The organism is Devosia sp. J2-20, from assembly GCF_055808475.1.
The window spans coordinates 374,315-387,905 of record NZ_CM147870.1; the positions used below are offsets into that span (position 1 = coordinate 374,315).

The 13,591-nt window shown below is 61.7% G+C and carries 10 protein-coding genes; 4 read left to right on the forward strand and 6 right to left on the reverse strand.

Annotated elements, in window-relative coordinates:
• Positions 1–208 precede the first annotated feature (208 nt).
• From AC0L37_RS01880 to AC0L37_RS01895, 4 genes are all read right to left on the reverse strand, one after another.
• A complete protein-coding gene (locus AC0L37_RS01880) occupies positions 209–1,636 on the reverse strand; it encodes a glutamate synthase subunit beta (RefSeq protein WP_212656795.1) in 1,428 nt (475 codons plus the stop codon).
• A gap of 11 nt (positions 1,637–1,647) precedes the next feature.
• The gene (gene gltB / locus AC0L37_RS01885; RefSeq protein WP_269370124.1) at positions 1,648–6,390 is read right to left on the reverse strand and encodes a glutamate synthase large subunit; all 4,743 of its coding nucleotides are present in this window, start codon (positions 6,388–6,390) and stop codon (positions 1,648–1,650) included.
• 512 nt (positions 6,391–6,902) lie between these two features.
• A complete protein-coding gene (gene dps / locus AC0L37_RS01890) occupies positions 6,903–7,376 on the reverse strand; it encodes a DNA starvation/stationary phase protection protein Dps (RefSeq protein ID WP_212656797.1) in 474 nt (157 codons plus the stop codon).
• 216 nt (positions 7,377–7,592) lie between these two features.
• A complete protein-coding gene (locus AC0L37_RS01895) occupies positions 7,593–8,051 on the reverse strand; it encodes an Hsp20 family protein (RefSeq protein WP_212656798.1) in 459 nt (152 codons plus the stop codon).
• A gap of 501 nt (positions 8,052–8,552) precedes the next feature.
• On the opposite strand from AC0L37_RS01895, the gene AC0L37_RS01900 reads away from it, so the two are divergent.
• Positions 8,553–9,524, forward strand: a complete 972-nt coding sequence (locus tag AC0L37_RS01900) for an alpha/beta fold hydrolase (RefSeq protein WP_212656799.1) — start codon at positions 8,553–8,555, stop codon at positions 9,522–9,524.
• A gap of 128 nt (positions 9,525–9,652) precedes the next feature.
• On the opposite strand, the gene AC0L37_RS01905 is transcribed toward AC0L37_RS01900, so the two are convergent.
• On the reverse strand, positions 9,653–10,204 hold the full coding sequence (locus tag AC0L37_RS01905; protein WP_282222147.1) for an AAA family ATPase: 552 nt from the start codon (positions 10,202–10,204) through the stop codon (positions 9,653–9,655).
• A gap of 204 nt (positions 10,205–10,408) precedes the next feature.
• Here AC0L37_RS01905 and AC0L37_RS01910 point away from each other — a divergent pair, with 204 nt between their 5' ends.
• The 3 genes from AC0L37_RS01910 to AC0L37_RS01920 are packed head-to-tail and all read left to right on the forward strand — an operon-like array spanning position 10,409 to position 12,776.
• On the forward strand, positions 10,409–11,725 hold the full coding sequence (locus tag AC0L37_RS01910) for a pilus assembly protein (protein WP_212656800.1): 1,317 nt from the start codon (positions 10,409–10,411) through the stop codon (positions 11,723–11,725).
• Positions 11,722–12,246: a TadE/TadG family type IV pilus assembly protein gene (locus AC0L37_RS01915; RefSeq protein WP_282222146.1), complete on the forward strand. Its 525-nt coding sequence runs from the start codon at positions 11,722–11,724 to the stop codon at positions 12,244–12,246. Before AC0L37_RS01910 ends, AC0L37_RS01915 begins: the two co-directional genes overlap by 4 nt.
• The gene (locus AC0L37_RS01920; RefSeq protein WP_282222145.1) at positions 12,243–12,776 is read left to right on the forward strand and encodes a TadE/TadG family type IV pilus assembly protein; all 534 of its coding nucleotides are present in this window, start codon (positions 12,243–12,245) and stop codon (positions 12,774–12,776) included. Before AC0L37_RS01915 ends, AC0L37_RS01920 begins: the two co-directional genes overlap by 4 nt.
• Here the strand turns inward: AC0L37_RS01920 and hisN are convergent.
• Entirely contained in the window at positions 12,773–13,561 is a 789-nt protein-coding gene (gene hisN / locus AC0L37_RS01925; protein ID WP_282222144.1) for a histidinol-phosphatase, read from the reverse strand. The two genes, AC0L37_RS01920 and hisN, sit on opposite strands and share 4 nt — an antisense overlap.
• Positions 13,562–13,591: the final 30 nt, after the last annotated feature.

Genomic DNA, 13,591 nt, shown 5'->3' on the forward strand with positions numbered 1-13,591 from the left:
CTTGGCGTCTGGAAGAGTACCCTCCTAGCCTCCCCCTGATCAGGGGAAGGCACCACTTTGGCGTGTGGCGTGAGAGTGTTTGATCTCCGGACACGGTCTCACCAGCCCTGATTGGGCGATTGGAAGCGTACCCCTTGCGGCCTCCCCCTTGGGCAGGGGGAGGAATGCGCGCGGTGGGTGGTGGGGCCGAGGCCCACCTCCGATGCTGCTAGCGCGGCAGGTTGGTCTTGCCCATCAGATCGAAATCGATGGAGCGGGCGGCCTGACGGCCTTCGCGGATGGCCCAGACGACGAGCGACTGCCCACGGCGCATATCGCCGGCCGCGTAGACCTTGGGCACGGTGGTCTTGTAGCTGATGGTGTCAGCAAACAGATTGCCGCGCTTGTCCAGATCAGCGCCCAGTTCGGTCAGCATGCCTTCCTTGACGGGGGAGGCGAAGCCGATGGCGAGCAGGACCAGATCGGCCTTGATGATGAACTCGCTGCCGGGAATGGGCTGACGCTTGCGATCAACGCGGGCGCATTCAACGCCGGTGACCTGACCCTTGGCATTGCCGATGATCTTCATCGTGCCTGCCGCAAATTCGCGGATGGCGCCTTCAGCCTGGCTGGAGGAGGTGCGCATCTTGACCGCCCAGTTGGGCCAGTTGGTCAGCTTGTTCTCAAGCTCTGGTGGCATGGGACGCACGTCCAGCTGGGTCACCGCAATGGCGCCCTGACGGAACGAGGTGCCCACGCAGTCACTGGCGGTATCGCCACCGCCGACGACCACGACATGCTTGCCCGCGGCTGTTAGCTGGGCCTGACCCGACACATCCTCGCCGCCGAGGCGACGGTTCTGCTGCACCAGGAACGGCATGGCGAAGTGCACGCCCGCCAGATCGGTGCCTTCGGCATCGACATCACGCGGCTTTTCGGAGCCGCCGCACATCAGCACGGCGTCGTGCTTTGCCTGCAGCTCGGCCAGTGGCGTGGTGACGCCGACATTGACGCCGTAGTGGAAAGTGACGCCTTCGGCTTCCATCTGAGTGACGCGGAAGTCGATGTGTTCCTTCTCCATCTTGAAGTCGGGAATGCCATAGCGCATCAGGCCGCCGGCCTTGGGCTCGCGTTCATAAAGGTGCACATCGTGCCCCGCGCGGGCCAGCTGCTGGGCCGCGGCCATGCCTGCGGGACCCGAACCGATAATGCCCACCGACTTGCCGGTCTTGTCGGGGTTGATCTGCGGCTTGATCCAGCCCGCGCGGATGGCGCGGTCGGCAATGGCCTGTTCGACGGTCTTGATGGCGACCGGCACGTCTTCCAGGTTCAGCGTGCAGGCTTCCTCGCAGGGGGCGGGGCAGATGCGGCCGGTGAACTCGGGGAAGTTGTTGGTCGAGTGCAGGTTGCGCGCCGCGTCTTCCCAATTGCCGTGATAGACAAGGTCATTCCAGTCCGGGATCTGGTTGTTGACCGGGCAGCCGGTATCGCCATGGCAGAACGGAATACCGCAATCCATGCAACGGGCAGCCTGATCGACAACACGCCCTTCCGAGAGCGGAATGGTGAATTCACCAAAGTGGCGAATGCGATCGGACGCTGGCTCGTAGCGGGGCTCTTCGCGCTCGATCTCGAGAAAGCCTGTTACCTTACCCATGTGCTCTCTCCTTATTCTGCCGGTGCGCCAAGACCGCCGGACGCGCGCTTTTGTTCCATCTCGCGGATGGCGCGGCGATATTCGACGGGCATGACCTTGACGAACTTGGGCCGCATTTCAACCCAGTTATCGAGGATCTGCTTGGCTCGGGTGGAGCCGGTATAGTGCAGATGGTTGGAAATGAGCTGGTGCAGGCGCTCGTCATCGTGGCGCGTCATGTCGCCAGAGATGTCGACACGGCCGTGCCATTCCAGATCACCACCGTGATGGTGCAGTCGGCGCATGAGGTTTTCTTCCTCGGGCACGGGCTCGAGATCGACCATGGCCAGGTTGCAGCGCTCGCGGAAGGTTTCGTCTTCATCGAGCACATAGGCGACGCCGCCAGACATGCCGGCTGCGAAGTTGCGGCCGGTCTGACCCATGACCACGACAACGCCGCCGGTCATGTATTCGCAGCCGTGATCACCGGTGCCTTCAACAACGGCGATGGCACCCGAATTGCGGACGGCAAAGCGTTCGCCAGCCACGCCGCGGAAATAGCACTCACCGGCAATGGCGCCGTAGAGTACGGTATTGCCCACGATAATTGACTTGTTGGGATCAAAGGCGGCCTTTTCGGACGGACGCACCACGATGCGGCCACCCGACAGGCCCTTGCCGACATAGTCATTGGCATCGCCGACCATATCGATGGAAATGCCGCGGGCGAGGAACGCACCGAAGGCCTGACCGGCGGTGCCGCTCAGCTTGATCGAAATGGTGTCATCGAGCAGACCCTCATGGCCATACTTCTTGGCCACTGCACCTGAGAGCATGGCGCCGGCAGAGCGGTCGCGGCTGCGGATGGGCAGATCGATATGGACCGCCGTGCCGTTTTCAAGCGCGGGCTGGGCCAGTTCGATGAGCTTGCGATCGAGCACCGATTCCAGATGATGGTTCTGGGTCTCGGAGTGATAGAGCGTGTCCTCGCCCTGCAGTTCCGGCTTGAAGAACAGCTTGGTGAAATCAACGCCTTCGCTCTTCCAGTGATCGGCCAGCTTGCGCTGATCGAGCAGGTCCGAACGGCCGATGAGCTCGTTGAGGGTGCGCGCACCCAGCCCGGCCAGCAGGCCACGCAGCTCTTCGGCGATGAAGAAGAAGTAGTTGATGACGTGTTCGGGCGTGCCCTTGAAGCGCTTGCGCAGCACCGGATCCTGGGTGGCAACGCCAACCGGGCAGGTGTTGAGATGGCACTTGCGCATCATGATGCAGCCTGCCGCGATCAGCGGCGCGGTCGAGAAGCCGAACTCGTCGGCACCCAGCAGGGCGCCAATGAGCACGTCTCGACCGGTCTTGAGACCGCCATCGACCTGCAGCCGGACGCGGCTGCGCAGGCGGTTGAGCACCAGCGTCTGGTGGGTTTCGGCCAGACCGATTTCCCATGGACCGCCCGCATGCTTGAGCGAGGTCAGCGGCGAAGCGCCGGTGCCGCCATCATAGCCCGAAACGGTGATGTGATCAGCACGCGCCTTGGCAACCCCAGCGGCAACCGTGCCGACACCGACTTCGGAGACCAGCTTGACCGAAATATCGGCCTGCTCATTGACGTTCTTGAGATCGTAGATGAGCTGGGCAAGGTCTTCGATGGAATAGATGTCATGGTGCGGCGGCGGGCTGATAAGGCCCACGCCGGGTGTGGAGTGACGGGTCTTGGCAACGATCCAGTCGACCTTGTGGCCGGGCAGCTGACCACCTTCGCCGGGCTTGGCACCCTGGGCGACCTTGATCTGCAGCTGATCGGCATTGACCAGATATTCGGTGGTGACGCCGAAGCGGCCCGAGGCGATCTGCTTGATGGCCGAGCGCATGGGGTTGCGCGAGCCATCGGGCAGGGGCTTGTAGCGATCGGGCTCTTCGCCGCCTTCACCGGTGTTGGACTTGCCGCCAATGGTGTTCATGGCCTTGGCCAGCGTGGTGTGGGCCTCGCGCGAAATCGAGCCAAAGCTCATCGCGCCGGTGACGAAACGCTTGACGATATCGGCAGCGGGTTCAACCTCGTCCAGCGGCACGGCGGCGCCAATGGGCTTGATGTCGAACAGGTTACGAATGGCCAGATAGCCGTTTTCGCCGGAGTTCACGCGCTCGGCAAAGCTGTTGTAGCGTTCCTGCGCGGTTTCGGGCGCGTCATCCTTGGTGCGGACGGCGTGCTGGAGATCGGCGACGACGTCGGGGCTCCAGGCATGCTTTTCGCCGCGGATGCGGTACATGTATTCGCCGCCCACATCGAGGGCCTTGCGCAGCACGGCCTTGGCGCCGAAGGCGTCGGTATGCCGGCGCACGGTTTCCTCGGCGACCTCGGCCAGGCCGACACCCTCAATGGTGGTGGCGGTGCCAAAGAAGAAACGCTTGACGAATTCGGTGCTCAGACCGACGGCGTCGAAGATCTGGGCGCCGCAATAGGACTGGTAGGTCGAGATGCCCATCTTGGACATGACCTTGAGGAGGCCCTTGCCGACCGACTTGATGTAGCGGTTGACCACTTCCTGGGCGTCGACTTCGGCCGGGAACTCGCCTTCAGCATGCATGGCGGCCAGGGTTTCGAACGCCAGATAGGGGTTGATGGCTTCGGCGCCATAGCCGGCCAGCATGGCGAACTGGTGCATTTCACGGGCTTCGCCGGTCTCGATCACCAGACCCGAGGAGGTGCGCAGACCCTTGCGGATCAGGTGGTGATGCACGGCAGCGGTGGCCAGCAGCGCGGGAATGGCGATGCGGTCAGCCGCGACCAGGCGGTCGGACAGGATGATGATGTTGAACTCGCCGCGCACGGCGGCTTCAGCGCGCTCGCAAATGGCATTGATGGCCGCTTCCATGCCCACTGCGCCCTTGTCGGCAGAGTAGGTGATGTCGATGGTTTCGGTGCGGAACTGGTTGTCTGCCATATCGCCAATGGCGCGGATCTTTTCGAGATCCTCATTGGTCAGAACGGGCTGACGCACCTCAAGGCGCTTCTCCTTGGAGACGCCTTCGAGATCGAAAATGTTGGGGCGCGGGCCAATGAAGCTGACCAGGCTCATCACCGATTCCTCGCGGATCGGATCGATGGGCGGGTTGGTCACCTGGGCGAAGTTCTGCTTGAAATAGGTGTAGAGCAGCTTGGACTTCTGGCTCAGCGCGGAAATGGGCGTGTCGGTACCCATGGATCCGACAGCTTCCTGGCCGGTGGTGGCCATGGGCGTCATCAGGATCTTGATGTCTTCCTGGGTGTAACCAAAGGCCTGCATGCGATCGAGCAGGGACTCGGTGGTCTTGGGCGTCTCAAGCTCGGTCTTGGGCAGATCCTCAAGCACGATCTGGCTGCGGGCGAGCCATTCGGCATAGGGGTTCTTGGTAGCCAGGGTCTGCTTGATCTCTTCGTCGGAGATGATGCGGCCTTCTTCAAGGTCGATCAGCAGCATGCGGCCGGGCTGCAGGCGCCAGCGCTCGACGATGTCCTCGTCGGGAATGGTCAGCACGCCGGATTCCGAGGCCAGGACCACATGGCCTTCCTTGGTCACCAGATAGCGGGCAGGGCGCAGGCCGTTGCGGTCCAGCGTTGCCACGACGTAGCGGCCATCGCTCAGGCTCATGGCAGCCGGACCGTCCCATGGCTCCATCAGGGCAGCGTGATATTCGTAAAAGGCGCGACGCGTCTCATCCATCAGCGGATTGCCGGCCCAGGCTTCGGGGATCAGCATCATGGCCGCATGGGGCAGCGAATAGCCGCCACGCACGAGGAATTCGAGCGCGTTGTCGAAGCAGGCCGTATCGGACTGACCTTCGTAGGAAATCGGCCAAATCTTGGTGATGTCATCGCCGAACTTGGGCGAGGAGACCGAGGCCTGGCGCGCCGCCATCCAGTTGACGTTGCCGCGAATGGTGTTGATCTCACCATTGTGGGTGGTCATGCGATAGGGGTGGGCCAGCTTCCAGGAGGGGAAGGTGTTGGTCGAAAAGCGCTGATGCACCAGAGCGATGGCGCTCTGGAACGTCTCGTCATGCAGGTCGAGATAGAAGGCGCCCAGCTGGAAGGCCAGAAACATGCCCTTGTAGACAATGGTGCGGGCCGACATGGACACGACATAAAAGCCGTTATCGCCAGCGGATTCGGGAATGTCGGCATAGACGGTGTTGGAGATGACCTTGCGCACGATGAGCAGCTTGCGCTCGAACTCATCAAGGCTCAGGCCATCGGGGCGGGCGATCACCAGCTGCTCGATGATGGGCTGGGTGGCGATCACGCCGGCGGACAGGGCCGAGTTGTCGGTGGGCACGACGCGCTCGCCCAGGACACTCAGGCCCTCGCGCTCAAGGCAGGCATGGACGCGCTTGGCAACGCGATCGCGCAGGCCATCGGTGTTGGGATAGAACAGCATGGCCACGGCGTAGTGGTGCTTTTCGGGCAGATCGAATGGCATGACCTTCTTGAAGAAGTCATGAGGGGTCTGCACCAGAATGCCGGCGCCATCGCCCATGAGGGGATCCGCGCCCACGGCACCGCGATGCTCAAGGTTCTCGAGAATTTCGAGACCCTTCTGCACCACTTCGTGGCTGGCCTTGTTCTTGATGTTGGCAATCATGCCGATGCCGCAGGCATCATGCTCGTTGGCGGGATCATACAGACCCTGCGCCTCGGGGCGGCCGTGCGATACGCGCTTGCCATCCAAAATCAGGGTTTTGGCCGTGGCAGGTTTCGTGGTGACGGGAGAAATGGATCCGTTCCGCGTGTGTGCCATGGCGTGTTCCTCGTTGGTTGGTCGCGCCCGTCGCCGGGCGATGTCACTATATGGTGTGCATCCTGGTGGTGTCAGTTGCCCGACGGTTTGGATGCGGTCTCGATCCTCTAGTGGGCGCGTTGCTCACGCGGGTCGTACACAGTACGGCTCGAATGAGCAAATACGTCCATGCGTGGGGAGTGGCACTGCATCCAAATGGCCACTCGAATTCGGGCTAGTTTAGCCCCGCCTGCCCGTTTCCGCTATCGTCTAGCGGTCCAGCCGGACCAGCGTGCGTGCTGGCCGCGGAGAGCGGGGCGACGCGTCATATAGGACAGTTGTACTGCCCTATCGACCGCACATTTGCATAATTCCAAACTGGGAGCAAGCGCCTTTGCCGCGCTGAGGGGGCAGAAAATAGGAAATCACCAACTGAGGTGTAGGAAATAATAGGCATTTTGGCGGTTTGACGCCGCAAAAGGGGCGCTTCCGGTCGGGAAGCGCCTCTTGATCACAATTGATGTGGCAATTGCCTATTCGAGATGGGACTTGATGAACCACAGGTCCTTGTCGAGCTCGCGCGAAAAGGCGGTCAGGATGTCGGCGGCATCAGCATCACCGGCTTCGTCGGTGGCGTCGATATCTTCGCGCACCTGATTGGCGATGCTGGCAAAGCGATCGGCAAGCGCCTGAAGATGGTCGGGGACCTTCTTGATATCGGTGGGGTAGGCGTCGAGCGTGCTCGACTTGGCCACGGCCTGGCTGGTGCCAACGGGCGTGCCATCAAGCTGAGCCACGCGCTCGGCGATCACATCGACATGGCCATCGATGGCGGTGCGCATGGGATCGAGCATTTCGTGCACGGCGATGAAATTGGGACCCTTGAGGTTCCAATGGGCCTGCTTGACGATCAGGGCCAGATCAATGGCGTCAAGCAGACGGGCATTGAGAATGTCGATAACGGTCGACTTGGCGTTGGCCTTCAGAGCAATCGAGGGGGTCTTCATAATGAGTTCCTTTGACGCTGTTGACGCTTGATGATGTGAGTCATCAACCAATGGGGTGGGCTGAGGTTCCGTTATCGGGGCGCAAAAAAGGCGCAGTCAGAGCCTGACTGCGCCTCCGATCATGCAGGCTGGACAACGGGGCCATACGAGCTCAGCCCTGATGGCCCAGCCGCCCAAAACCGCTCCAGTGGAGCGATTTTGCGCAAGCGCCGGCGTCTAGTTGACCGACTTGTCCTCAATGGTTGGCTGCTCGCCAGACTTGATCTCGATCGAGCGCGGCTTCTTGCTTTCGGGCAATTCGCGCTTGAGTTCGAGATGGAGCAAGCCATTCTCGAGGGTGGCGCCGTGAACCTCGACATAGTCGGCAAGCTGGAAGCGCAGTTCAAAGGCGCGTTCAGCAATGCCGCGATGGAGGAATTCGCGGGCCTTGTCGGCGGTCTCGGCGGATTTGGCGCCCTTGACCACAAGGTTGTTTTCCTTGGTCTCAATGGCGATGTCGCCATTGCCAAAACCGGCTACGGCAATCGAGATGCGGTAGGTGTCATCACCGGTGCGCTCGATATTGTAGGGAGGGTAGGTCTTGGCTTCCTGCCCGACCAGATTGTCGAGGCGATTGAAGACCCGGTCAAAGCCGACGGTCGAGCGGTAGAAGGGGGAAAAATCAATGGTCTGCATAGTCACATTCTCCGTAAAGCAACGTGGTTTCCCGGTGGTCTCGTGCTGGCTCCCAACATTAGGCAAGCCGTGAAATTCGAGGCCGGGGTCCCCGGCGAGTGCCGGCGAACAAATGAAATATGGGGGGCCGAATGACGGGTTCAAGGGGTGCAGGATTGCGTCGGGCATGAACCGAAAATGAATGATCTGGTCCAATCGCGTTCAGGCGGGGGGCGCTAGAAGTGCGGGTGTGCCGAGAGCAATCCCGGCACGGTAAAACAGCGGCCCGTCTTCCGCCCCCCGCACGGGCCGTCATGAAGGAAACCAGTATCCCCCGGGATGCTGGTTTTCTTTTGCTGCAGCGGTTCTGGCAATCTGCCGGTCTGCAAATGGCAGGCTCTTGCGCTTGTGGCGCTCCCGTACTCAAGTACGCTGCGCGCCGGTTCTCATCACCCCCCATTTTCCACTCGGCAGCCCGCGAATCCCGCTACAGCAAATTGTGCCTTCCAGAACAGGTCTCTCATGAACGTCGTCGATCCCAATGGACCCAGCCTGGTCAATATTGCATCCAACCCCATGCCCGAGGGCGCGCGGGTGGGTTATTTCAAGACGCCCGACAATGTGCAGCTGCGCTATGCGTTCTGGCCGAAGTCGGAAGGCAAGCATCGCGGCACGATCTGTCTGGTGCAGGGGCGTGCCGAATTCATCGAGAAGTATTTCGAGACCATTGCCGATTTCCGCAAGCGGGGGTTTTCGGTGGCCACGTTTGACTGGCGCGGACAGGGCGGCTCGGACCGGCTGATCGACAATCCAGCGCTGGGCTATGTCGACCGGTTCGAGGATTACTGGACGGACCTCAAGAGCTTTCACGGCCATATCCTGCTGCCCGAATGCCCGCCGCCCTATTATCTGGTGGGCCATTCAATGGGCGGGCTAGCCTCGCTGATGGCCGGCGCCCGGGACCGGCTGATGTTTGACAGGATCTTTCTGTCGGCCCCGATGCTGGCGCTGGACGGCCTGCCATTGAGCATGGCGGGGATGGCGCGCGTGGCCGAGGTGCTCAGCTTTGTCGGGCTGGGCCGGATGCCGGTGAGCCGCAAGGCTGACAAGCCCGCGTCAGAGGCGACATTTCCCAATAATCCGCTGACCGGGGACATGCTGCGCTATCTGCGCATGGTCGATGTGCTCAATGCCCGCCCGATGCTGGAAATCGGTGCGCCGACCGTGCGCTGGGCGGCATCGGCCTTTGGCGCGATGACAGTGGCCGGCGGCGACAGCTTTCCCGCCAGCGTGCGCATTCCGCTATTGATGCTGGGCGCGGCGCGCGATGCGGTGGTGTCGACCAATGCCATTGAGCAATTGGGCCTGCGGATGCGGACCGGGCGCCACATGGTGATCCCCGGCGCGCGGCATGAACTGTTCATGGAAAGCGACGCGATCCGCGGCCAGGTGTTTGCCGCGTTTGATGCGTTCATTACCGAGCAGAGCGGGTGAGTGGGGCCGGTCCGGGGTGGGTAACGGACTGGCGGCTATCGGAGACTGGCAGGGCAAAGCTGACCGTCACCCGCCCTTTTGTCGGGCCGCTTTAAACACCTGCATCCAAAATTGTGCGACGCATACCTTCAAAGGCCCGACGTGAGAATGCTGTAGACGTTCGACTGCAGCCCCGCAATCACCGCTCGAAGCGTCTCCTGACGATCTTGCCCGCTGACGGGAAGAACATGCGTTTCGTATGGCCCAACGTCGGCGAACTGGGCATGAAGGTCTGCAATTATCTGCGGATCGCTAAGGCTATCGCCGCCGCGAACAGCACAGCGCTCGACTGCTTCGGCGGCTGTCGTGCGCAGCAGGATATAGTGAAGGGGCAGGCCAAGAGCCTTGAAAGCAGGGAGCCAGCCTGGCCGCACCACGCCATCAAGTACGACGAAATAGCCGTGGCTGGCGTAGCGGCCCGCGACATCCGCCGCAATCTGCATGATCATCTGGTTTTGCTGATCGGCTTGTTCAAGCCATGGGTCGATATGACCGTGCTTGATGAATCCCCAGAAGTCATCGGAGTGGAGATGCACCTTGGGCGCGCCAGGGAGGTGGGCTAGCGCTTCGGCAGTTGTGGTCTTGCCTGAGCCAGGATGGCCGGAGAGAAGGAGAATATGGCCTGCAACATCGTTCATCATGGTCCTCCCGTTGTCTGCTTTTAGCAAAGGGCTAAGCTAGATGTCACGGCGGCAACGAGATCGAAACCCGACAGGTTTGGTGCTGTCGAGGTCGCATCACGATCGCGTGGTGGGGCGCCACGGTGGACGTTGAAACTCACCAATTTTCAACGATGTTGCGATAGGAATTGGGTCGATGCCAGCATGGCATTTGAGGACCAGTAGTTGCCCATACGCAGCTTGTTGACGCGCTTCTTATCCGACCGCTCGGGTAACGTTGCGATTATCTGTGCATTCGCCTTTATTCCAATGTTGGTCGTGGCTGGTGGGGCAACCGATATCGCCCGCCACGAAGCCTATCGGGTGCAGTTGCAGGATGGCGTTGATCGCGCTGTGCTGGCCGCCGCGTCATTGACGCAAACCCGCACCATCGAGGCAACCGTAACCGACTACATGAAGTCGGTGCCGTTCATCAAAGACGTCAAGGTGAGCTTCACGCCCAAGACCGGGCTGAACTATCGCGAAGTCACGGTGCAGGCGCAGTATGCCATGTCGACGGGCTTCCTGCCGCTGATCGGGGTCAACACCATCATGGTGAGCGCCTCGGCCACCGCCATCGAGCGGCGCAAGAATGTCGAAATCTCGCTGATGCTGGACGTGTCGGGTTCGATGCGCAATGGCAATCCGCGCCGCATTGACCTGCTCAAGCCGGCGGCACGCGATTTTATCGATGCGATCCTGAACGCCAAGACGGCCGATTACACATCGGTGTCGATCGTGCCCTATGCGGGCCAGGTCAATGTGGGGTCCGCGGTATTCGCCGGGCTGGGCGGGACGCGGCTGCACAAGAATTCGTCGTGCTTTGAATTTGCCGATGCCGATTACGCGGCGGGCATGCGCACCTTTGCCGGCCGGGCGCAGGTGCCCCATTTCACGCACTGGAATTTCAACCAGAACGTGAAGGACATGAACTGGTGGTGGTGTCCCACCGAGGACACCTCGATCAGCTATCTGTCCAACAATGCCACTGCGCTCAAGCAGCGCATCACCGATTACAAAATGCATGACGGCACCGGCACGGCGGTGGCGATGAACTGGGGGCTGATGCTGCTCGATCCGACATCGCGCGATTTTGTGCAGTGGGCGTCCACGGCCGGGATCGTGCCGACAGCCTTTGCCGGGCGGCCCTCGGCGTTCAATGACGGCGAAACGCTCAAATTCATCGTGTTGATGACGGATGGCGCGATCAGCGACCAGTACCGCCCCAAGGACGCCAATCGATCGGTTACCCTGGCGCCCGACAACAAGCTGACCCAGTCGCGCACCCAGGCACGCGATCTGATGTACAAGGTGTGCAACCGGGCCAAGGCCAATGGGGTGGTGGTGTTCACCATCGGGTTTGAAGTGGATTCCACCGCCGCCACGGAAATGGCCAATTGCGCCTCGAGCCCGAGCCATTTCTATTCGGTGACCGGGCTTGATATCGCCAAGGCGTTCAGCTCGATCGCCTCGGCGATCCAGAAGATCCGGTTGACCCAATGATCACGCGGATCCGCGGGGGGTTTGTGCGGCATCAGGCGGGCGCGGCTGCGGTGGAGTTCGCGCTGATCGTGCCGATGCTGTTCGCGCTGATCTTTTCGACCATCGAGGTCGGCTGGACGATGGTGCAGACCATCATGCTGGAGCGGGGGCTGGATCTGACGGTGCGTTCGCTGCGCATTGGCAGTCTGGCCAACCCGACCCAGACGCTGATCCGCCAGGCGGTATGCAAGCAGGCCATGGTGCTCAATGACTGCGTCAACACGCTGACCATCGAGCTGATCCCGATCACCAAGGAAGCCGATTATCCCACCGATTCCTCGCGCTGCATCAACCGGGGCAGCAAGGTGGCGCCGGTGTTGCGGTTTGATGCGGGGTCGCGCTCGCAGACGGTGTTTGTGCGCGCGTGCTTTGTGGTTTCGCCGCTGACGCCGGGTCTGGGGGTGGGGCTGGCCCTGCCCAAGGACAATACCGGGGCCTATCGGATCATCGCCAAATCGGCCTTTGTGAACGAGCCATCATGAGCACACAGCGGCGCGGGCTATCGGCATGGATAGGCGATCAGCGCGGGGCGTCGGCGGTGGAGTTCGCCTTGTTCGCCCCGGTGCTGCTGATGCTGCTGCTGGGATCGGTGACCATTTTTCACATGTTCCGCACGGCGCAAAACCTGGAAAAGGCCACCTATACAGTGGGTGATATCCTGTCGCGCCAGACGGTGGTGAGCAATGATGTGATGACCAACATGCTCAGCCTGACTACCCATTCGGTGGCCATTGTGCGCGACGGGGCCTTGCGGGTAACCAGCATTTCGCGGGTCGGCAGCGGGCTGGTGGTGGACTGGACCAAAACGGTGGGCAAGACCGCTGCGGTGGGCAGTACGGCGTTGCCGCTCAGCGTGGTGCCCGACATCGCCAATGGCGACTCGGTGCTGGTGACCGAAACCTTCGTGCCCTATAGCGCGCTGGTCAGCGGGTTCGGGCTGGACCAGATCACGTTTCACTATCGGGCCGTGCAGCGGCCGCGCTTTGTCGGCTCGATCGTGTTCAAGAACTAGGCGGCGTTGACCACGGCCAGCGCCTTTTCGAGCAGGGCCGGGGTGGCTGCAGCCACCACATTGCCGCCGCCAGTGGGTTCACTGCCGTCCCAGCAGGCTATGGCGCCGCCAGCCTGACGGATGATGGGCACCAAGGCGGCAATGTCATAGGTGTTCAGAAATGGCTCGATGACAATGTCGGCGTGGCCGGCCGCCAGCAGGGCATAGCCATAGCAATCCAGACCAAAGCGCTGCAACTGGGTGGCGGCTTCGAGCGCCTTCCACTTGGCCATCAGCTCGGGCGAGCTGAACAGCGAGGGGGTGGTGGTGAAGACGCTCGATGGCGCCAGTTCGGTCTGGCCGCTGGTACGCAGCGGCCGGGTCAGGCTGTTGCGGTGATAGGTGGCGCTGCCGGGGCTGGCCAGGAAGGTTTCGCCAATAAAGGGCTGGGCCATGACGCCGGCGATGGCAACGCCCTTATGGGCAAAGCCGATCAGCGTGCCCCAGACCGGCACGCCGGTGATAAAGGCGCGGGTGCCATCGACGGGATCGATGATCCAGGTGTATTCGCTGTCGCCCGAATTGCCCCATTCCTCGCCGATAATGGCGTGATCGGGGAAATTTTCGCCAATGACGGCGCGAATGGCGGTCTCGGCGCTGCGATCGGCCTCGGTGACCGGATCAAAGCCAGCGGCGAGCTTGTTGTCGACACCCAGATTGGTGCGGAACAGCGGCAGGGTTTTGGTCGCGGCGGCGTCGGCGGCGGCCAGCAGGGTGGCTTCGACTTTGGCGAGATCGATGGTCATGAGTGGTCCGTGCTGGCAATGAGGCAGGAA